Raw genomic sequence first — 23789 nt, 5'->3', positions numbered from 1 at the left:
AATGAGAAAGTTCTTATTATTCATTTTAACTATAATTAATGGCATTGCTCTCGCTCAAGAGGGCAATGTTCTTTTTAGGACTACTGATAGTATCATCGCCACTACCTCTCCTACGACAATTGTGAATGATATACCAGAATGTAAGCATCAAATAGGCATAGGGCTTTCCAAATTTGTAAATGCTGCTTTCCCCAGTGATAGCAATGCTTTCCTATTGGAATACCGTTACCTAAAAACACCTTCTTTTGCCTATCGTATTGGGGGAGATTATCGCGCAGAAACTGCTAAGGATAGCAGTTATGAACTTGCTTTGAAGATAGGTGTTGACAAACTCTTCAAAGACTATAAGAAATGGCAATTCTACTATGGAATTGATGTTTGGGGGCGTTATCTTTATTACAAAGACCGCCAACAACACTTTACTAATTTTGCTCTTAATCCTTTTTTCGGGGTACTATTTCGCTTGAGCAAGAATTTTTCGGTAGCTACCGAGCCAGGTTTTTTTGTGAAATACAGCATTCGTCGCGATCGCCGAAGCTTCGACCCCGATGCTCAAACCGAGTGGTTTGAGAGTCGTTTAGCTAAAATAGGCTTTGTACAGCTGAATTTCCATTTTTAAGCGTGAACCACAAAATTATTCTTATCTTTGCCCCCTGAAACTAACAACAGATGCGAACAAGAAGTATAAAGAAAAACACTATAAATGTCGTAACCCTTGGGTGTTCTAAAAATGTGTATGACAGCGAAGTGCTGATGGGGCAACTCAAAGCGGACGGTAAAGAGGTGGTGCACGAACAAAAAGGCAATATTGTGGTGATTAACACTTGTGGGTTTATCAACAATGCCAAAGAGGAGAGTATCAACACTATTTTGGACTATGTACAACAGAAAGAAGCAGGATTGGTAGATAAGGTGTTTGTGATGGGGTGTCTCTCTGAACGCTATAAGCCCGATTTGGAGAAAGAAATCCCTGATGTAGACCAATACTTCGGCACTAGTGAGCTCCCTGCCCTTTTGAAAGTACTCGGTGCCGACTATAAACACGAGCTCATAGGCGAGCGTCTCACTACTACCCCTAAGAACTACGCCTATCTGAAAATATCGGAAGGTTGCGATCGCCCTTGTAGCTTTTGTGCAATTCCGCTAATGCGCGGGGCGCACCTATCGACCCCTATTGAAGCTCTCGTAACCGAAGCGGAGAAGTTGGCTGCCAAAGGGGTGAAAGAGCTCATTCTCATCGCCCAAGACATTACCTACTACGGTCTCGACCTCTACAAGAAACGCGCTTTGGCTGACCTATTGCGTGCTCTTGTGAAAGTAGAAGGGATTGAATGGATACGCATACACTACGCTTTCCCTACCGGCTTCCCGATGGACGTATTGGAGGTGATGAAGACTGAACCTAAAATCTGTAACTATTTAGACATTCCGCTTCAACATATTTCTGACTCTATCCTCGCAAGTATGAAGCGCGGTACTACCCAAGCGAAGACTACTAAACTGCTGAAAAAGTTTCGCGAAGCGATACCCGAAATGGCTATACGCACTACCCTTATTGTGGGGTACCCTGGAGAAACGGAAGAAGACTTCCAGAAGCTGAAAGACTTTGTAAAAGAGATGCGTTTCGACCGTTTGGGTTGTTTTACTTACAGTCACGAGGAAAACACTACCGCCTATGCGCTCGAAGATGATGTGCCGGAAGAAGTAAAGCTTGCACGTGCTAATGAGATTATGGAGATACAATCGCAAATATCGTGGGAGCTCAACCAAGAGAAAGTAGGGAAGAGTTTTCGTTGCCTTATCGACCGCAAAGAAGGCAACTACTTTGTAGGTCGCACCGAATACGACTCGCCCGATGTAGACAACGAGGTGCTTATCGATGCTAAAAAACACTATGTAAAGATAGGTGATTTTACAGATGTAAAGATTATTGATGCTACCGATTACGATTTGTATGGAGAGCCTTGCTAATCAACAAATTGGCTAATTCGCAAATTATTACTACCTTTGCACTATGAAGAAATATTTAATAGCCTGCCTCGGCAATATAGGGGCTGAATACGCCAACACTCGTCATAATATAGGATTCCTTGTAGCCGACACATTGGTGAAAGACCATAATGCTTCTTTTACTACTCAGAAGCTTGGTGACCTCGCCGAAATTAAAGTGAAAGGGCGTACCTTTATATTGTTGAAACCCTCCACGTATATGAACCTCAGTGGCAAAGCGGTGCGCTACTGGATGGAAAAAGAAAACATTCCTTTGGAAAACCTTTTGGTCATTTGCGACGATTTGAATATCCCGTTTGGCACTATCCGTATCAAAGGCAAAGGTAGCGACGGGGGGCACAACGGACTTAAAGATATTCAGGCTCAACTGAACACCCAACAATACGCACGTTTGCGTTTTGGTATTAGCAGTAATTTTGAATCGGGCAAGCAAATAGACTATGTACTCGGCGAATGGACTCCCGAAGAGCAAACCCTCCTCCCCGAACGCTTAGAAAAATGTGCCGAAGCCGTCCTTTCTTTTGGCTTAGCAGGGCTGAATATTACAATGAATACGTTTAATAACAAGTAACCCACCCCCTAATACCTATGTACACACATCACCTCATTCTCATTCTGCACCTCATTGCTGCCACTATTTGGGTAGGCGGACACTTAGTATTGGCTATTGGCTTTTTGCCAAAAGCTCTTAAACGCAAAGATTTTAGCTATATAGGCAATTTCGAGAAGACTTACGAACCTATCGGAATGCCCTCTCTTGCCGTATTAGTTATCACAGGTATTTTGATGGCTTACGACTACAACGCTGGCTTCAGTTCTTGGTTTTCATTCGCTTCTCCTATTGAGCGCGTGGTATCGCTGAAACTCACTTGCTTGCTCACCTCTATTTGTTTTGCTATTTCGGCACAAACGCGCGTTTTGCCCAAACTGCGCAAAGGTCAGCTCAACAAGTTACCCGAAATGGCAGTGCATATTATCTGTGTAACCCTCATAGGGGTAGTAATGGTAATACTCGGTAGCTTAGTAAGAATAGGAGGAATACAATAATATTAGAGAGCTAACTAATAAACTTCCATTAGCCCTCTTTCCTTTAAGATTTAAACGCGGTTTGTTTCTCTTCAAACTTCCCGACTGGTTAAATTCTGCTTTTACTTCTCTTAACTTTCCATTTTCACTCACACCTAAGGTTTTTAGCTGATTCCGATTATAAACCAATTGTCGAAGTTAGTTGTTATGGGTTACACCAGCTCTTTAAGTTGCATTTGTATCATAACAAAAAAATATCTCTTCTTTATACAGCTTCCTATCAGCTAAGCCCACCCATTTCTCTCCTTATCTTTTACCTTTTACCTGAATTACCTCTTCCGAACCTCTCCAATTTTCTAATTCTCTCATTTTTTAATTTGCTTATTTCCCACCCTCGATTGGTTTTAGTAACATTCTAAATCCAATCAGTGTTCATTTAGTATTCAATTAATCTTCGGTTAGTCTCCATTGTAGAGCCACTGTAGACCCACTGTAGAGCCACTGTAGAGCCACTGAAGACCCACTGTAAAACCTCTATTTGTTTATTTATTTTAAAATATGTAATATTGCACTTGTTAAAGAAAAAAGTATTTTGTTATAAACCTTTGATAAACACAATATAACAAATACCTAAACATTTCCTTTACTTTAATATTTCTTACAGTAGATAGAATTTGATAAATAAACGAAAAGAAATGATAACAACCCTTTAACTATAACACCCTACCTTTGCCCCAACGAAATAAGACATTTTCCATATAACTAAAATTCCAAAATTATGGATAGATTACATTCATACAAAACCAAACTACTGATGCTCGCTTGGCTGTTCGGGCTATGCGTAGGAGCACAATCCCTGTTTGCCCAAACAGTAAAAGGGAAAGTAGTTGATGAAGACAATATGCCTCTGATGGGTGCTACCGTATTGGAAGCAGGTACTAAAAACGGCGTAACCTCCGATTTCGACGGTAACTTCCAACTCAGCTTGAAGAACGGAAATGCTACCTTAGAAATATCCTTTATGGGATATAAGAGTACCAAAGTGCAGGTGCAAAACCGCAACAACATCACCGTAAAGCTCTTGCCCGAAACCACCGAACTAAAAGAAGTGGTGGTGGTAGGGTATGGTACCCAAAAGAAGGAAACTGTAACGGGTGCTATTTCTTCTGTGAAAGGTAACAAACTCGTAGAAAATGCAGTTGCCAACGTATCCAATGCGCTGGTTGGGCGTATGCCAGGTATTACTTCCACTCAGTCCAGTGGTGAGCCCGGTAGGAACGCTACTACCATTCGTATTCGCGGGGTGAGTACCTTCAATGCAAGTAGCCAAGAACCTTTGGTAGTAGTAGATGGTATCCAAAGCTCTATGAATGCCGTAAATGCGATGGACCCTTACGAAATTGAAAGTATTAACTTACTGAAAGACGCTTCGGCAACAGCTGTCTATGGTGTGAAAGGAGCTAACGGGGTGGTGGTAGTAACTACCAAAAGAGGTCGTTCTGGCGCTCCTAAGGTGAGTCTTACTTATAACTTTGGTATGAGTGAGTTGGCTACTCAGTTAGACCTGCTCAGTTCTTATGATTATGCTCGTTTCCGCAACGAAGCTATTCGTAATGACAACGACCCTAGTAACTTCGATAAGCTGTTCAGTGAAAGCGGTTTCCACAACGAGTTGTGGAAGTTCAAGAACAATCGCGACTATACGCCCCAAGAGGTAGAAGCGATGAACCTCACTCCTGAACAAAAACAAGCCCTACTGAATAGCCCCGCACTTTATTACACAAGTCATAACTATTTCAAAGAGGCTTTTGGCGGGGTATCTCCTCAAACGCAATTCAACTTAAACGTATCAGGAGGAAGTGAGAAAACACGTTACTTTACTTCTTTGGGTTATTTCTATCAAGGAGGTACTTTCAAAGAAACTAACTACCACAACGCCGATGTAAACTCTAAATACCAGCGTTACAACTTCCGCTCTAACTTCGATTTTGAACTTACCGACCGCACCAACCTCACGCTCGACCTTGCTGCTGTATCTTCAAAGGTAGGTGGTATTTTGGGTAGTGAGCAAGACGGCGATGTAAACAGCGAAACAGCACGCAAAAAGTCGATGTTAGTACACATTTTGGCGAATACACCTTTTGCAGGTCCTGGTATTGTAGACGGACGCTTAATCGATGGATATGTAGATGGTGTAAATCCTTTAGTAGGCAAAGGAGGTACAGGTTATTCGGTGTTGTCAAGCTTGCTCTGGCGACCTTATCTTACTACCTATCAAACCGACTTGAACCTAAACTTAAAACTGAAACACAAACTCGATTATATCACTCAGGGTCTTTCTATTTCAGGTACTTTTTCTTACAACGATTTGTATAGAAAAGGTGTGAAAAGAGAACGTTCTATCCCTTCGTATAGCGTAACTCGCAACCCTAAAAACCCTGCTGAACTACTCTTCTTTGGCGGCAGACTCAAACGCACTACTCTTACCGACCGCTTTAAATCAAGCAAGTGGCGTCGCCTCTATTTTGAATTAGCGACTAACTACGACCGCTCTTTCGGAAAACACAATATCACTGCCTTACTTTTGGCTAACGGACAAAAAACGTATGACCCTGGTTTTGAGTTCAACGTGCCTGCTGGTATTATGGGGCTCGCGGGTAGGGTTACTTACGACTACGACCGCCGTTACCTTATTGAAGGCAATATGGGTTATAATGGTACCGAAAACTTTGCCCCTGGCAAACGCTTCGGGTTCTTCCCTGCTTTCTCATTAGGTTGGGTGGTTACTAACGAAAAGTTCTTCCCTAAAAACAATATTCTCACCTATCTAAAACTGAGAGGTTCTTATGGCGAAGTAGGGAATGACCAAGTAGGCGGTCGCCGTTTTCTATACTTGCCTAGTACTTGGGGCTATGGCTATGAAGGTTACCGCAACGATGGCTATGGTGCAGGAGGTTACTATTTCGGTAGTAGTGATGGTACTACCAAAGACCCTTTCTATACCGGTGCTTGGGAAACTCGTGTAGGAAACCCCAATGTTACTTGGGAACGCGCCAAAAAAAGCAATGCAGGTATCGACCTGAATATGTTTAAAGATAGACTTACCATCAATGCCGATGTATTCCAAGAAAAACGCGACAACATCTTGTGGAACAGAGGTACAGTGCCTGGTATTGTAGGTTCTGACCTTCCTGCTAGCAATATAGGTAAGGTAACCAATAAAGGTTACGAACTACAAGTGCACTGGGGCGATAAGATAGGCGATTTCACTTATGGTATCGGGGGTAATGTATCGTATGCTAAAAACAAAATAGACTACCGCGACGAGCCTAACAATCCTCACCCTTGGATGAATGAAACGGGCTATTCTATCGGGCAGTATAGAGGTTATCTCACCAATGGTTTCTACAACACTTGGCAAGAAGTAATGCAACGCCCTTATTCGCGTTTTGATGGCAATAAAGTACAACCTGGTGACCTCCGTTATGTAGATGTGAATGGCGATGGTATCATCGACGAGAAAGACCGCGTACCTATTGGCTATGCAAACTTCCCTCGTTATACCTTTGGGGCAAACCTCAATGTAGGCTACAAAGGATTTGAAATATCAGTGCTCTTCACCGGTACGGCTCAAGGTTCTATGCCTTTAGATTTCTATACGCGCAACCCTTTCTATATGGGTACAGGGGCTGCTTTCCAACATCAGTACGACGGACGTTGGACTCCTGAGAAAGCCCAAAATGGCATTACCCCTACCTTCCCGCGTGCTTCTATGCGCACAGGTGATAACATCAACGGATTGTTTAGCGACTTCTGGTTGCTCTCTACCGACCATATCAAGCTGAAAAACGTAGAGGTAAGCTATCTCTTGCAAAAGAAAATGTGGTTAGAAAAAACGGGTATCTCATCGGTGAAGGTATCGGTGAGTGGTAACAACCTCTATACGTGGTCAAAAATGCACGATGGTTATGACCCCGAACAACAAGATTCTAATGGCGCTGCCTCTGGATATCTCTACCCTATGACCCGCACTTATAGCGTAGGGCTCAACGTTCAATTCTAAAAAATACAACCAATGAAAAAGCTCATTTATACCACCTTAATTCTCGTCTTTTTCTCACAAGTATTTTCTTGTAAGTTAGAAGACCACTTCCTCGAAAAGAGTTTAGGAAGCGATGTGAATGTCGATTCTATCTTTTCGAGCAAACAGAAATCTCTCTCGGCTATCGCTCAAGCCTACGTTATGAGCCTACAATCGGGTATTACCTTGCGTTTCGACAACGGGCGCATTAGCGGACTGAAAGCAGGTACACTCTCTCACCTATCAGGAGAAGTGAACGATGTGAAATTCAGTTGGGAAGACACCTATAAAATTCAACGTTCTGGAATGGTAGCCAGCGACTCCGATGGCAAAGCGCTTAGCTCCGATGGTTTCGTGTTCAACTACCAATCCATTCGTCAGTGCTATTTGGTGATTGAGAACATCGATAAAGTCCCCGATCTTACTGAGGTACAAAAGAAAAGTATCAAAGCCGAAATGTATACCCTCATCGCTTACCGATATGAGGAAATGTTCAAACGTTATGGAGGAGTGCCTATTATAGAAGGTACACTTTCGATAGATTCCGACCTGAATATCTCTCGCGCCACCTTGCACGCTACCTTAGACCACATTATTGCCCTTTGCAACAAAGCTATTATCGACCTGCCCGATAGCTACAATGCTTCGGAAAAAGGACGTGTAACCAAAGGTATCCCGATGTGTATCAAAGCCGAAGCGTTGATGTACGCCGCGCGTCCGCTGTTCAATAGCAATACACCTTATATGAGTTTGGGAGGTAATAACAACCTGATTTGTTTTGGTACGCAAGACGCTTCGTTATGGCAAAAAGCTATAGAGGCAAATGAACAAGTGATACGATGGGCAACTGCCAATGGTTACCAAATCATCAATACGGGAAACCCTTTAGTCGATTACGGTACAGCGGTAGCAACCCCTAACAACCGAGAAGTGCTCCTCGCCTTTAAATCACAACAGTATATAGAGGCTTATAACCCTCACAGCCAACCAGGAGGAGCAAACTCTATGAGTTACCTGCAGCTTACTCAATACTACAAAACTGATGGTACCAACCAAACGTGGACAGGTGAAAATTGGGAAAGCTACGCAACTTATGTAAACAAGTGCAATGAGTTAGAAGCCCGCTTTAAAGCCTCAGCAGCGATTGCAGGACAACAAGCGTGGAACAACCCGAGCTCTCATTATTGGTCGAGTGAAACTTTGGCAAATGCTTCTACTTGGGAAAAGAGAGCTGGTAGTGAAGGCGCAGGACGCCGTGTAAAATTCTTCTATATGGCTGATACCCGTGATTGGTTTGAATTTCCTTTGTACCGTTTGGCTGAGTTCTACTTGAATCTCGCCGAAGCCTATAACGAAGCAGGCAATCCTGCTCAGGCTTTGCAAAACCTAAACGTTATCCGCTCGCGTGCAGGGTTGCCCAATGTTACTGAAACAGGACAAGAGGCTTTGCGCAAACTCGTACAAAGAGAGTGGGCGGTAGAGTTCTACGAAGAAAATCACCGTTACTTTGATGTAAAACACTGGAAACTCACCGATATTGCTAATGGTATCATTGGAGGGGAAAAGAAAGGAGTAGTTTTTGAGTACGCCCCAGGAAAATCGGAAGGGTGGAATGCGTGGGATTACGCTTCTTATGCTGTGAAACCTGTCTATACAGGGTATTGGGACAACAGTCAGTACTTAGAGCCTTTCCCTCAATCGGAAGTGAACAAAGGCTACTTGATACAAAACCCAGGGTACTAATAACCAATTAATAAAACAACTGAAATGAAATATAAACATAACATATTATTTTGTAGCCTTGTGGGCTGTATGCTCTGGGCTGGTGCTGTGCAGGCACAAAGCCCTCTGAACGTACCCGAAGAATTGTCTACGCTTTCTACCTCATCAGTAAAAGGAGAACAACTCTTGAAAATGCCCACAACTAACTTTACCAACAGTTTGTTTGGGTTGCTACCTGGGCTCACTGTATTGCAAGGCGGAGGAATGGACAATGCCAGCCTAAATATCCGTGGGTTGGGTTCGTATAACTACCCTTCGGTTACCTATTTTATCGATGGTTACCAAAGTGATTTTATACTGCTATCGCCTTCCGAAATCGAGTCGATTACAGTTTTGAAAGATGCGGCTGCCTTAGCACCATTTGGTATGAAAGGAGCGCACGGCATCGTGTGGATTACCACCAAACACGGTACAGAAGGCAAGCCTGTGGTAGGGGTAGATTTCCAAACGGGTTTGCAAATGCCTACGGTACTGAGCAAACCGCTATCGGCTACCGAGTATGCTCAGCTATACAACGAGGCTTACAGTAACGATACAGGGGCTTGGACGAGCTTTTACAATATCCCTAACGATGTGAAATACAACACCGATTGGTACGACAAAGTGCTCAAAAATTTGGCTTTGTTTGATAGGCAAGATGTGAGCATACGCGGAGGCTCAGCTACTACTAAGTATTTTGTGCTATTAGGGCACGCTGGCAACAGTGGTTTGTACGCCTCTAAGAACGACGATTCGCATTCCAGCGGAAGATTTGACCAATATCTCGTAAAGGCAAATTTAGACTTCAGTATGCTCAAAATATTTGAAGGAAATGTAAATATCAACGGGCGTATAGAAGACCGTAAATCGCCTAATTACAACGAGTATAAGCTCTGGCAAAACTTGGCGAGCTACCCTAATATCATTTATCCGGCGCAAAACCCCAATGGGTCGTTCCCTGGTACAGCCATCCACCCCGATAACCCTTACGCCTCTATCCGAGCCTTAGGTATCAAAACCCTACACGACCGCACTTTAGGGGCTAATTTCAACCTAAAAGAGAAATTAGACTTCATCACCCCTGGTTTGTACATACAACAAGGAGTATCGCTCAGTTCGTGGACACGAGGTACACGCATTGTAAGCAGAGATTACACTCGTATGTTCAATGGGGTAGCACAAACCACCCATCGTGATAGCAACTACAAAGTAAACGACGACTGGGGTACCAACCAATGGAACCGTTTGCAGTTTCTGTTGGGTGCAGCTTATGCCCGTGAGTTTGGACAAAACACTTTCCAAACAGCGGTAAATTACCTTCAATATGTTTATAATATAGACGATAATCTCAACGGAAAAGCGGGTTTGAACAACAACTACGCCTATCAGAACATCGGCGGACGTGTGTTCTACGATTGGAACAAACGCGTATCGGCAGAATTTGGTTTTGCTTTCGGTGGCTCGGATAACTACAAAAAAGGCAATCGGTTTGGTTTTTATCACGCCCTTTCAGCAGCTTATCAGGTTTTCAATGAACAACACCCTTCGGCGAATGCCAATATCAATCGATTGAAATTGCGCGCTTCGGTAGGTACTACGGGTAACGATGTGTACAACGAAGGTCGCTACTTATACGAACGCTATTACGGTTCTTACGGAGGAGGCGGTTTTGCCACAGGAAACGATGACCCGTCGTGGCATAGTGCCATCGGACTAAAATACGTGCCTAATGAGCGTATATTTGCCGAAAAAGCCTATAAGTACAACATAGGCGTGGAAGCTAAATTCTTCAACAAATGGGACGTGATGATAGATGCTTTCCTCAACAAACACGAAGGTATTATCACCCCTGATTACAGTATTTCGGATATCTTTGGGGCTACCCCTCCCTATAAAAATATAGGAAAAGTAACTAACCGAGGTTTTGAAGTGAGTACGCTTTACAGCAATGCAGCAGGAAAACTTACTTATAGTATAGGCGCTAATGCTTCGTATGCTAAAAACAAAATAGACTATATGGCTGAGTACGATGCTAGTAGCGAGAGTTCAGCTCAAACAGGCCGACCTATCGGCACACGCTTTGGCTATGAAGCTACTGGGTTTTACGACATAAACGATTTTGACAACAATGGCAATCTGCTACCTTCACTCCCTAAACCTTCGTTTGGAAACGTTGCCCCTGGTGATGTGAAATACCGCGACCTAAATGGTGACAACCGTATAGACCCTGCCGATAAAACCGAAATAGGCAAAAGCTACCTCCCTACACTCACTTATGCTGGTACAATCAACCTCGGTTATGAAGGATTTGACCTTGGAGTGCTCGTACAAGGAGTACAAGGCAGAGAGGTGAATTTATTAGACGATGCACGCCAAAAAACAGTTGCTTTCGAGAACAACGGCAATGTGTATGCTATCGCCAAAAACCGCTGGGCTTACTATCCTGCACAAGGCATCGATACCCGTAGCAGCGCACAGTACCCACGTTTGTCGTTATTGAGCAACAACAATAACACCCAGCCTTCCACCTTGTGGATAAAGAAAGCTAATTACCTAAGAGTACGCTACATAGAGTTAGGTTACAGCGTTCCTAAACGAATGCTCGACGAGATAGGCGTTAGCAAATTGCGCATTTACGTAAATGCTACCAATCCATTTACTTTCTCATCACTGCTTACCGATTACGACTTAGACCCCGAAGTGTTATCGGGTTACCCTGCCCTCAAATCGGTTACTATGGGTGTGTCTTTAAAGTTTTAAACAAATGAACTACCGAAAATATATCGCTATGTTAAAGAGTAATAAACCGAGTAGAACAATCTTTGCAGTGAGCTGCATTGCGCTGATGAGTGCACTCATCGGGTGTAATGTGTTAGACACCAAAGAAGATATTTACGATACCGACGAGCAGATAAAAACCAATTACCAAGTGTTGTACGACTTTGGTTATGCTGCCTATACGCGTTTGCAAAACCGCTTTGATGCCATCGATGGCAATCTGTTTGCGGCAGTGAGCGACGAGGCTGAATATACGCTTTCGCCTTCAAACACTCAAGTTTTTAACGAAGGAAGCTGGAATAGCACCAACAACCCCGATAATACGTATGCTTACAACTACGAGGGCATACAAGCGGCTACTTATTTCTTGGAAACTTTCCCTAACTATGCTTCTTTCTTAAAGCAGAACCGCAACCTCATCACTCAAAACGACATTAACAACTACAATCGCGATGTGAAGAGCATAAGGGCTTTGCGCTTTGAAAACCGCGTGTTGCGAGCTTATTTCTATTTTGAACTACTGAAACGCTACGGAGGGGTGCCTCTTGTAAAAACAAGACTTTCCGCCGATAGTAACACGCATTTGCCTCGCAACACAGTGGATGAGGTTGTGAACTATATCGTGAGTGAAATCGATGCTTCCAAAGATAGCTTGATTACCAATTGGGGAAGAGATTTTGATATAGGCTTAGATGGGCGTATTACCAAAGGAGCTGCCTTAGCTCTCAAATCCAGAGTGTTGCTTTATGCGGCAAGTCCGTTGTACAACCCCACTAACGATGTAAACAAGTGGAAAGCAGCTGCCAGTGCGGCTAATGAGCTTCTCAGCTTAAATCTCTACAGCCTTGATAATAGTTACCGCGATTTGTTCCTCGGCGACAGAACCGCTAAAAGCACTGAGACCATTCTGGCAATTCGCCAAAGTGCCACCAATGATTTGGAAAGAAAAAACTACCCCATTGGCACGGCAGGGGGCAACAGCGGCATCACGCCTTCTCATAATTTGGTGAGTGCTTATGAGTACAAAGGCACCCCCGATCCTAATGATATATACGCCAATCGCGACCCTCGACTCGGCTATACGATAGTAACCAACAACAGCCAATGGAACGGACGCACAATAGAAATATACGCAGGTGGCGCTGACAACTACAACGCCAAAAACGCTTCACGCACGGGCTACTACCTCAAAAAGTTTTTGAACGACAATCTCGATTTAGTGCAAGATGAAAAAAGACTCCGCTCTTGGGTAGTTTTCCGTTTGGCTGAAATTTACCTCAACTATGCCGAGGCGATGAATGAAGCTTACGGACCCGATGCTAACAACGGTTATGCACTCACTGCCAAAGAGGCTATCAATTTGGTGAGAGGCAGAACGGGTGTGGAAATGCCTGCGATTACTACGGCATCAAAAGAGGAGTTCAGAGAGAAAGTAAAACACGAACGCCGTATAGAACTCGCCTTTGAAGAACACCGCTATTGGGATTTGCGCCGTTGGAAAGACGCTACTACCGTGCTCAATGAGCCACTTACGGGAGTGCAAGCTACCAAAAACGGTAATAATTTTAGCTATCAAGTAAAAGAAGTAGAAAAGCGCACTTTTACCGAAAAAATGTATTACTACCCTATCCCTCATAGCGAAATCAATAAATCTAACGGAATTGTAAAACAAAACCCAGGTTGGTAGTGTGAGCCACACGGGCGATTAGCCCTCGAACTACCGAAGGGGACAAGCTGAAAAAAAGAATATAAATAATTAGTATAAAACCTCATCGCTTTTGCGGATTCTCTCCCCCTTCCCTTGGGGGAGGGGGAGAAGGAGGGGGTGAGAACAAACTCTTATATATGAAAACAAAGAACATTACATTATTGCTACTCCTATTCGTAGCCTTCATCGCTTGTAAAAAAGACGATGTATTTGAAGACCCTGGTATAAACAATATCTATATGCCACAAGCCTCCTTGAACAACGGAGGTAATGAATACAATGTGCCTTTCGGCGGAAACTCCGAAAACTACACTTTCGACGAGACTACTAAGAAATTGAAAATAGTGCTCGGCGTGAAGAACTCTGGTCTCTCTACCGATGGCTTTGCTGTAAAAGTAAAAGTTGATGCACAAGCTACTAATGCTTATGTAGAAAAGTACAAAAACGACGAGAAAAAACCGGCTGTAGTACTACCCGAAGGCTCTTACACTTTGCCTGAAAGCGTAAGCGTTGCCTCTGGTAAAAGTGAAGAATCGTTTTACTTGGACGTAGATGTGCAAAAGCTCCTTACCGACCACCCCGATTACTACAAGAATCGCATCGCTTTGGCAGTAAGCATTTATGGCAATGAGAGAATCCTCCAAAACAAAGCGACTACTATTGTAGTGATTGACGGGGCGAAGTTCTTGCCTACTCCACCTGAACCTCCTAAGCCTCCTGTGGAAAATATGCTCAAAAAAGACGCTTGGAAGATTCTAAAACAAGGTATAGACGGAAAAATTACAGCCGATGCTAAGATTAATGTCGTAGATGGTAATATCCAATATTCATCTGGTAAAGTAGGTGGTAAGTTCAACCACGTGATTTACCAACCGGTAAATGTGGAAAAAGGACAAACTTACACTTACGATATGCACGTGGAAATCAAAGGACAAGCGTGGGGTTGGATACAAGCGTATGTGAGTGAACACGAACCCGAAGAAGGCAAAGACTTCGGCGATGGCAAGGTATTAGAGCTCCAAAACAACATCACCTCTCCTATGAGTGGCTCATTTGCCGAACTTTCAGCTATCCAAGACCAAAAAACCTATACCGCTGGTAAAACCGGTACGCTATACTTTGTAATAAAGATAGGTAGCTGGGATAACAACTTTGAGGATTTAGCCCTCTCTGACATCGTATTCAAGAAAGATAATAGTCCTAAGCCTCCTAAACCTCCGGTAGAGACTAGCATCAAAAAAGACGCTTGGAAAATACTATTGCAAGGCATCAATGGAGGTCTTTCAGAAAAAGCTGATATCACCATTACCGACGGTAATATTCATTATACTTCGGGTACCGAAGGAAAGATGTTCAACCACGTAATTTATCAGCCTATTGAAGTAAGCGGAGGAGAAACTTATACTTACGATATGACACTCACCGCCAAAGGCAAAGCGTGGGGCTGGATACAAGTGTATATAAGTCAGTGGGAACCAGAAGAAGGCAAAGATTTCAACGACGGTAAGGTGTTTGACCTATCGGGAGAAATTAAAACACCTAAAAGCGGACTGATGTCGGAATTAGCTTCAGGGGAAAAGACTTATACAGCTACTAAAACAGGTAAACTATACTTTGTGATAAAGATAGGTAGCTGGGATAACAATTACGAAGACTTGACCTTTTCAGATATTTTTATTAAAAAAGCACCTTAAATAAATTTATTAAATAGATAATTAAAAAACACATGAAAAACGCAACAACCTTTAGTTTTATTACAATGTTATTGTGCGGGTTTACAGCCTGTAACAAATCGGGAGGAGACGCTCCTATTGAAGACAACCCTATGCCTGAAACCCCTACTGAATGGGTGTTAGACTTCCAAGACAACTTCGATGGCAATGCCTTAAACACAGATAATTGGGCTGTATACGACAATGAATACCTCGAAAAAGAAGGTAAACTCAAACCTGAGAATACGCGCCGTACCTATGCCATAGAAGTGAAAGACGGCTTCTTGAATTGCCTTATCGACAAAGATTATAAACGCGAAGGAATGTTTATAACAGGTGGAATAGCTCATAAGAAGAACTACAAATACGGCAAGTTTGAGTTCAGAATACGTATGGACGAAGACCCTCATAAGTCTTCCAGCGGTTTAGGACTTACTTGGCCTGAGAGTGAAAAATGGCCTGACGATGGCGAAAACGATATCTATGAAACAAATCACGAGGACAACGCTTGGAATACCTATATCCATTACGCAGTATCTGGTAAAGACCAACAGTATCAACAGAGCTTCCGCAACTACAGCAAAACCGATTGGCATATTGTAGCAATGGAATGGGCTCCTGAGTACATAAAGATTTACATCGACGGTAAACTCGAATGGACTCTTAAAGACCCTGTAGCAATGGCTAAAGCACCTCACCATTTATGCTTTCAAACTGAAAAAGACATTAACAAACCTTTTACCAAACAACTCAAACTACAAGTAGATTGGGTAAAGGTATACAAATATGTACCTAAAAAGTAAATGAGATATCCATACAAGTTTCTTCCCTTTCTCATCGGTATGCTCCTATGGCTTGCTCACCCCATCTATGGGCAAGCCATTAGGGAGCATATATTGTTAGATAACGGTTGGAAATTCAGCTTAGGGCACGCTACCGACCCTACTAAAGATTTGTTTTACCGCGTGTATAACGACTTCTCTAAAACACTTTCCAAAGGCATTAACTTTTCGAGCACAGACTACGACGATAGCGCGTGGCAAACCGTAGACCTCCCTCACGATTGGGCAGTAACTCTCCCTTTCAGTGAAAAAGGTGATTGGTCACACGGATATAAAGCCTTAGGCAGTACCTTCCCCGAGCATAGTATCGGTTGGTATAGAAAAACCTTTGACCTCAGTAAAGCCGAAGCGGGCAAACGCATCGAACTGCAATTCGACGGTATTTTTAGAGACAGTAGGTGCTGGGTAAATGGCATTTATGTAGGGCAACACCTCAGCGGGTATACAGGAATAAAGTACGATATTACCGATTTGGTGCATTTTGGCAAGCCTAATGTGATTACCATAAGGGTAGACGCTACCCAAAACGAAGGTTGGTTTTACGAAGGTGCAGGTATCTATCGGCACGTGTGGTTGAACTCTTACAACTCTGTTCACTCTTCCCCCGAAGAGGTTTTTATCTATACCAAAAGCATTGGCAAACAAGCCGAAATGCACGCCGAAGCCACTGTGCATAACCGAGAAACAAGCTCACAAACTTTTCAGGTAGAATGGACTATTCTTAACCGTGAAAAGAAAGTAATAGCTACTCACAAATCTGCAAAAACTACTTTTGTCCCTAACGAAAAAGTAACTGTAAAAAGTAACCTTAACATTCCTAATGCACAGCTTTGGGACACTGAGCACCCCTATCTGTACATCTTAACAACGAAAATCATTTCCAACGGAAAGACCACCGACCTTATTCACACCCGCTTTGGGATACGCACTTTTAGTTATCAACCCGACGGCTTTTACCTCAACGGCAAAAAAATGAAAATAAAAGGCGTGTGCGTACATCAAGACCACGCTGGCGTAGGTACTGCACTATTAGATGAGTTGCAGTATTATCGTATTGGGTTACTCAAAGCAATGGGTGCCAATGCTTACCGCACTGCCCATCACCCTCATAGCCCTGCCGTGCTACAAGCCTGCGACAGTTTGGGTTTATTAGTAATGGACGAAACCCGACTCTTAAACAGCGGGCGAGAATACCGTCAACAATTTGAAGACCTTATCAAGCGCGACCGCAATCACGCTAGCGTCTTTATGTGGTGTATCGGGAATGAAGAAGAAAAAATACAAAGCACCGAAACTGGTGAGCGCATCGCTCGTACGTTGGTGAGTTTACAAGAGCATTTAGACCCTTCACGCGTGAGCACTTATGGCGCCAACGTAGGTAATGAAAATGAAGGCGTGAGTGCTGCCATACCTGTACGAGGCTTCAATTACAACCTCTATGGTCTTACCGATTATGAGAAAGCGCACCCCAATCAACCTATCATCGGTACCGAAGTAGCCAGCACCGTGGGTACTCGAGGGGTGTATCTGCCGGAAATAGTGCTCGACAAAGCCGGGGGGTACAGTGGTCATTTTGTAGCCGATACCCTACGCGCCTATCTGCTCGACCAAGACAAAAGTTACCCCAGTTGGGCATCACAAGCACAGCAATGGTACAGCACGACTGCTAACGACCCTCGTTTTATGGGAGGTTTCGTATGGACGGGCTTCGACTATCGCGGAGAGCCTACCCCTTTTGCGTGGCCTAATATCAGTTCGCATTTTGGGGTAATGGACGTGTGTGGTTTCCCTAAGAACGTGTATTACTACTACAAAGCCCATTGGAGTGAATCGCCTGTATTGCACATAGCCCCTCATTGGAATCTGAACCTGCCCCAAAACACTGTGGTAAAAGTGTGGGTATATAGCAATACCGAAGAAGTGGAACTTTTCTTGAACGGAAAGACGCTCGGCAAACAAAAAACACCTGCTTTTGGACACTTATATTGGGAAGTACCCTACGAAAAAGGTACGCTGAAAGCGGTAGGCACTAAGAATGGGAAGCGGATTATCTCCGAAATAACTACTACCGAAAAACCCTTTGCGATTGCGCTTTCTCCTCATAAAACAGAACTGAAAGCCGGTAAGCAAGATGCCGTAGTAGTGAACGTGAGTGTAGTAGATAAAAAAGGACGTGAAGTACCCAATGCCGATGCCCTTATACAGTTTCAGCTTACAGGAGATGCTCGCATTATAGGAGTAGGAAACGGCGACCCCAGTTCGCACGAGAAAGATACTTTTGCTGAAGGAGAGCGTGTAGAGCGCAAACTTTTCAATGGCAAATGCCAAGTGATTATCCGCTCAGGTGAAAAAGGCGGAAAGGTACAACTACGCGCTACAAGTAACGGACTGAAAGAGGCGGTGGTGAGAATGAATTAAGGTAAAAGGTAAAGCCAGAGAGAGTTCACAGCTGGGTACGTCAGTAAAAAGTAAGTTAAGGCTTGAACGAAGAATAAATAAAGGGAAAAACTGACTTAGAGTGAAAAGAGAGAGAGCATATTGCTGTATTGACAAATATTTTATAACTTTGTGGTGTGAATTAGCAGATTAGAAAATGAGGGAATTAGAAAATGGGTAATGATAAAAAAGGGGGGTTGACAGGTATAACTTCTAGGACAAATCAGGCTGGTTAGGACTTTCGGAAGGAAACGAAGCTTTTCAGAAGGAGGCTAAGAGACTTTTTGATGAAAAAGGGCTATGAGAAGGGTGGGGTTAGCTTATAGAGAGCTTATAGGAAGCTTATACGAATCTTGGACGATTGGTATAGGAAGGGTATATAAGTGGTTGACTCATAGTATAATACAGCGATGCAAAAAATGGTAAAAACGGGGTTTCGAGGCGAAAGAAAGAGAATCCTCACCCCAACCCTCTCCCAAGGAGAGGGGGATATAGCGACGGAAAGAGAATAGGCAGGTTGGGATTAGAAAATTTGAAAATTAGCAAATGGAGTGGGAGGTGCTAGGCCTTAGGCCTTAGGCCATAGGCACTAGGGGGAGTATAACGAAAAAGGGGGAATATAGTGACAGGAAAGATGAAGGTAATGTGGTGAAAACATCTCCTTATATACATACTCGGTTGTTGCCGACACTCCCGAAAGAGGACTTTCTGCCAAAGAGTATTTTTATAATAGAAAATGCTTTGGTGTAGGAATTGAAATGAACAGTAAGTAATCTTAAAAACAATTATATATGAAGACAAAAGCTTTTTTAGCAATGTTGTTATTGGTGATAACAGCTTGCGGTTGTTCTAAAACAGAAGAGGAAACGACATTTCCTGAGGCTGTAATGGTTAAGAGTTTTGCGACTGTAGCAAATACACCTGAGCATAGTTTTGTGAATTTTGCCCTTACCCAAGATGGTTACCGAGTTGTCCAAAATAAAGAAGCCCTACAAGCGCTCTTTCCTAATACTGACCTCAGTACTATAAAGGAATTTAAGGATATTGATTTCGGTACACAGACTCTTATCATAGGAAGAAAAGGGCTTTCTGAAATGGCACAGGCGAAATGTAGGTTTAGCAAGAAAAACAATAATAGCTACGTGCTTACGGTAGACCTCGACTTACTTGGACTATTTGGACCAGTAGTGTTATACTACGGTGCGATAGTACAAAAACTACCTGAAAACGCTACTGTATCCGTAGAAGTGTTGCCTCTTGAAGTGAACAAAGATATTTAGGCACGAGGTCGTAGCAAGACAGGTGGGAAAATTAGAGAATTAGGAAATTTGGAAAAGAGCAAATGAGGGTGTGAGTCACACGGGATTATTAGCAGATTTGTTGGAGGGACTCTGAGAGGCTCATCAGAAGAACCTGCCTGCTTTCTGTACGATTGAATTTCGTAAGACAAATAAAAGCATCACTTATAAAAATAATGAATAATTTTAAAAATAGTTTCATATATAAAAACAAAAACGTTTTTAAAACCTGTTACCTATTTTCTATTACTTGATTTAAAATGAACATAACCCTACATAAAACACTAAGAAACGCTTTGTTTTTAATGCTTTGCCTAGGCAGTCCGCTATGTTTGGCACAAGCAAATATAACGGTAAGCAAAACCCACCCGCGCTATTTTGAAAAAAATGGTGCGACGTGGATTCCTATTAGCACCAATTATCTACCATCGCATAATTTTGAAGAGGTAGAAAAGTACTTTAAACACTTTGCCGAGAATGGTGGAAATGCAATGCGCATTTGGATAAGCACTGAGTTTTTAGAAATAGAAGACCAAAGGGAAGGAAAATACAATCCCGAGAAGTTAGCGCGTATAGAACAGTTGCTACAACTTGCAGAAAAGTATCATATTTACCTTAAATTCACCCTGCATCACTTGCGTACTATCTCTAATAACATCTCACCTGAGGCTTCTTGGTGTAACAGCTATTCACTAGCTACCAAGTTCAAGAATGTAAGCGAGTATGTAAGTACTAAAAAAGGCAAAAAGTCCTACTTAAAACGCCTCAGAGCGATTGCTAAAAAATGCCAAAACCACCCGTATGTATATGGCTGGGAGTTGTGGAACGAAATGGATTCAGCAGTACCCGAAGCAGAGTGGCTACCTTTTACCGAAGAGATGCTCAGTAAGGTGAAAAAGTTATGCCCTGAGCAATTGGTTACCCAAACCTTAGGCAGTATGCACGCCTCTTATATGGACGACTACTACAAGAAGTTAGCAGTAATACCTGACAACGAGTTTTTGAGCATTCACCGTTATCTGGACGAGGGCGACAAGTGGCATCAATACCCGATAGTGAAAGGAGCTGTGAGTGCTTTAGCAACCGATGCCGTAGCTATGGGCTTGACATTTACCAAAAACGACCCCAAGCCTGTTATCATCAATGAGATAGGAGCTGTAAACCCTAACCACGCAGGACCTTCGTCACTTTATCCGAAAGACGCAGAGGGCGTTTTGTTACACGATTTTATCTTTGCTCCTTTCTTTGGAGGTAGTGCAGGTTCGGGCAACACTTGGCATTGGGATCATTATATCGAGCCTAACCAACTGTGGTATCACTTTGGGCGTTTCAAGAATGCCATTGAAGGGATTGACCCCGTGAAAGAAGCGATGCAACCCTTCTATTTCAAAAGAAATACCGTAGCCTGTTACGGACTAAAAGGCAAAACAAAAACGATATTGTGGTGCAGAGACCTCGCTAACAATTGGAAAACAGAGTTGCGTGAGGGGCGTCCTGCCCAAATGAAACGAGATTTCGAAATACCACTTAACCTCATAAATATAAAATATACTCATTACAGTGTTTACGACCCTTGGACGGATAAATGGGAACGACATATGCCTATGTATGACGGAAAGGCATTGATTCCAGCCTTCAAGCGTTCGATAGTAGTGGTATTAGAAAACCCATAGCATCTTCCTGTCTTCTTTCCTTAGTTTTCTTACTGCCCTAATAGATGAGCAAAGGGCAAAATTGTAAAAACAAAGCAATATGTAATTCTCATTTCAAGGGAAGGGTACAGGCAGGAAGGTGTTTTTTATAAAAACGTTAATGTATCTATGAGATATAGCAAACACATCTTTAAAACGCTTATTTCGTTACTTATGATAGGTTGCGCAGCACCCGCTATTCTAAAATCTGATAATGAAAAATTCACCCAAAAGAGTTTCAGTGGCGATAAACACATAGAACAGCGTGTAGATTCGGTTCTACATTTGATGACTCTTGAAGAAAAAATCGGACAAATGACACAATTCTCAGCCGATTGGTCGGTTACAGGTCCTGTAATGGCTGATAAGTACCAACCTTACCTCGAAAAAGGCTTGGTAGGAAGTATTTTTAACGCTACTTCGGTTGCAGGTATACGAAAATTACAAAAAATAGCGGTAGAACAAACGCGTTTGGGTATTCCTATCCTCTTTGGTCAAGATGTGATACACGGCTATAAAACTATCTTCCCTATTCCGTTAGCTGAGTCTTGCTCGTGGGATTTGGCATTGATGCGCAAAACAGCTGAACTCGCTGCCCGTGAAGCTAGTGCCGATGGTATCAACTGGACGTTTGCCCCTATGGTAGATATTACCCGCGATGCTCGTTGGGGACGCGCAATGGAAGGCGCAGGCGAAGACCCTTATTTAGGAAGCCTTATTGCCGAAGCGCGCGTAAAAGGATTTCAAGGGGGAGACAATTGGCAAACGTTGAGTAGCCCTCACACGCTTTTAGCTTGTGGTAAACACTTTGCCGGCTATGGAGCTGCCGAATCAGGCAAGGACTATAATACAGCTGAACTCTCTATGCACACCTTGCGCAATGTATATTTACCTCCTTATGAGGCGACCCTAAACGCAGGTGTAGGCAGTATAATGGCTTCTTTGAACGAGATAAACGGTGTACCTGCTACCGCCAACAAGTGGTTGCTTACTGAGGTGCTTCGCAAAGAATGGGGCTTTAACGGCTTGTTAGTGAGTGATTACACAGGCATTAACGAGTTGGTGCGACACGGGGTAGCCAAAGATGATAAACAAGCGGCAAACCTCTCAGCCAATGCAGGAATAGAAATGGATATGAACGGGGCAACCTTTATTAAATACCTTAGTGCCTTAGTGAAAGAAGGCAAAGTAACCGAAGCTCAAATTGATAAAGCAGTAAGGCATATATTGGAAATGAAGTTCCTTTTAGGTCTTTTTGATGACCCCTACCGATATTTAGATGAAACCCGTGCCAAAGAAAATACTTTTACTGAGGAATATCTGAAAGTAGCGCGACAAGCTGTTACTTCCTCAGTAGTACTCTTGAAAAATGAAGCTGAAGTGTTACCCATCAAAAAAGATAGCGGTAAAACGATTGCTGTAATAGGCCCTATGATGAACAACACAAGTGATATTAACGGCAGTTGGACGTGCTTAGGCGACGGCAAACAAAGCGTGAGTTTACTCACAGGGCTTACCGAGAAATACAAGGCTACAAACGTAAAACTTCTCTATGCCGAAGGCTGTGGTTTTACAACTATTTCAACAGAACAACTCAAAGAAGCGGTTGCTATAGCTCGCAAAGCCGATAGGGTATTAGTAGCCGTAGGTGAACAGAGCAACTGGACAGGAGAATCGGCGGTGCGCACTGACATTCGTTTGCCTCAAGCACAACGCCAATTGCTCGAAGCACTAAAAGCCATAAACAAGCCTATAGCTATCATTACTTTTAGCGGACGACCACTCGACTTTTCTTGGGAAAACGAGAATGTACAAGCTATTTTGCAAGCGTGGTTTCCTGGTACGCAAGGGGGCAATGGCATTGCCGATGTGATAGCAGGTGATGTAAATCCTTCGGGGCACTTAACGATGTCTTTCCCGCGCAGTGTAGGGCAAATTCCTATTTACTACAACTACAAGAGTACAGGGCGACCTGTATATACAAATAATGAAGAAGTAGACCACCGCCCTCATTATAACGCAGGGTATTTAGATAGTTCCATTACGCCTCTTTATCCTTTTGGTTACGGACTCAGCTACACTACCTTTGCTATTAGTAATGTGCATCTGAATAAAAAAAGTATCAAACGCTATAACGATAGCATTATAGTAAATGCCTCTGTGCAGAATACAGGAACAACCGAGGGCGAAATAGTGGTACAACTCTATACCCGACAGTTAGTAGCAAGTGTTAGTCGCCCCGTAAAGGAATTGAAAGGGTTTCAGAAAATATCTCTCAAAGCAGGTGAAAGCAAACAAGTCCGTTTTGAACTGCCTTCCGAAGCTCTTGCTTTTTACGGCATCAATGGGAAAAAAGACACTGAGCCCAGCGAGTGCTTGCTGTGGGTGGGCTTACATTCTGCCGATAATAGTAATGAACAACATTTTACAATAGAAGAATAACAAA

The 23789-nt window shown here is 43.1% G+C and carries 14 protein-coding genes; all 14 read left to right on the top strand.

The genetic code is table 11. The features are described from left to right. Position 1 precedes the first annotated feature (1 nt). The gene (locus tag HMPREF1528_RS01970) at positions 2 to 619 is read left to right on the top strand and encodes a hypothetical protein (RefSeq protein WP_016478426.1); all 618 of its coding nucleotides are present in this window, start codon (positions 2 to 4) and stop codon (positions 617 to 619) included. A 50-nt stretch (positions 620 to 669) separates the two neighbouring features. Further along, positions 670 to 1971: a 30S ribosomal protein S12 methylthiotransferase RimO gene (rimO, locus tag HMPREF1528_RS01965; protein ID WP_016478425.1), complete on the top strand. Its 1302-nt coding sequence runs from the start codon at positions 670 to 672 to the stop codon at positions 1969 to 1971. Positions 1972 to 2014: 43 nt separating this feature from the next. Further along, entirely contained in the window at positions 2015 to 2581 is a 567-nt protein-coding gene (pth, locus tag HMPREF1528_RS01960; protein ID WP_016478424.1) for an aminoacyl-tRNA hydrolase, read from the top strand. A gap of 17 nt (positions 2582 to 2598) precedes the next feature. Continuing rightward, positions 2599 to 3057, top strand: coding sequence for a CopD family protein (locus tag HMPREF1528_RS01955; RefSeq protein WP_016478423.1), 459 nt, complete (start codon positions 2599 to 2601; stop codon positions 3055 to 3057). Positions 3058 to 3814: 757 nt separating this feature from the next. Continuing rightward, the gene (locus HMPREF1528_RS01950) at positions 3815 to 7099 is read left to right on the top strand and encodes a SusC/RagA family TonB-linked outer membrane protein (protein WP_016478422.1); all 3285 of its coding nucleotides are present in this window, start codon (positions 3815 to 3817) and stop codon (positions 7097 to 7099) included. Between the two features lie 12 nt (positions 7100 to 7111). After that, positions 7112 to 8860 (top strand): RagB/SusD family nutrient uptake outer membrane protein, encoded by a 1749-nt coding sequence (locus HMPREF1528_RS01945; RefSeq protein WP_016478421.1) that lies wholly within the window; start codon positions 7112 to 7114, stop codon positions 8858 to 8860. 24 nt (positions 8861 to 8884) lie between these two features. Then, on the top strand, positions 8885 to 11638 hold the full coding sequence (locus HMPREF1528_RS01940) for a SusC/RagA family TonB-linked outer membrane protein (RefSeq protein WP_016478420.1): 2754 nt from the start codon (positions 8885 to 8887) through the stop codon (positions 11636 to 11638). Positions 11639 to 11642: 4 nt separating this feature from the next. Next, positions 11643 to 13343, top strand: a complete 1701-nt coding sequence (locus HMPREF1528_RS01935; protein WP_016478419.1) for a RagB/SusD family nutrient uptake outer membrane protein — start codon at positions 11643 to 11645, stop codon at positions 13341 to 13343. A 158-nt stretch (positions 13344 to 13501) separates the two neighbouring features. Continuing rightward, positions 13502 to 15058 (top strand): DUF1735 domain-containing protein, encoded by a 1557-nt coding sequence (locus tag HMPREF1528_RS01930; RefSeq protein ID WP_016478418.1) that lies wholly within the window; start codon positions 13502 to 13504, stop codon positions 15056 to 15058. A 32-nt stretch (positions 15059 to 15090) separates the two neighbouring features. Next, positions 15091 to 15879, top strand: a complete 789-nt coding sequence (locus HMPREF1528_RS01925) for a glycoside hydrolase family 16 protein (RefSeq protein WP_016478417.1) — start codon at positions 15091 to 15093, stop codon at positions 15877 to 15879. Next, entirely contained in the window at positions 15880 to 18336 is a 2457-nt protein-coding gene (gene galA / locus HMPREF1528_RS01920) for a beta-galactosidase GalA (RefSeq protein WP_016478416.1), read from the top strand. An 809-nt stretch (positions 18337 to 19145) separates the two neighbouring features. Continuing rightward, positions 19146 to 19634: a hypothetical protein gene (locus HMPREF1528_RS01915; protein WP_016478415.1), complete on the top strand. Its 489-nt coding sequence runs from the start codon at positions 19146 to 19148 to the stop codon at positions 19632 to 19634. Between the two features lie 278 nt (positions 19635 to 19912). Next, positions 19913 to 21325, top strand: a complete 1413-nt coding sequence (locus tag HMPREF1528_RS01910; RefSeq protein WP_016478414.1) for a cellulase family glycosylhydrolase — start codon at positions 19913 to 19915, stop codon at positions 21323 to 21325. 147 nt (positions 21326 to 21472) lie between these two features. After that, a complete protein-coding gene (locus HMPREF1528_RS01905) occupies positions 21473 to 23785 on the top strand; it encodes a glycoside hydrolase family 3 N-terminal domain-containing protein (protein WP_016478413.1) in 2313 nt (770 codons plus the stop codon). Positions 23786 to 23789: the final 4 nt, after the last annotated feature.

It is taken from the genome of Capnocytophaga sp. oral taxon 336 str. F0502 (assembly GCF_000411575.1).
Lineage (GTDB): Bacteria > Bacteroidota > Bacteroidia > Flavobacteriales > Flavobacteriaceae > Capnocytophaga > Capnocytophaga ochracea.
The sequence above is the reverse complement of the archived record's forward strand: the minus strand, read 5'-3'. Positions and strand labels throughout refer to the sequence as shown.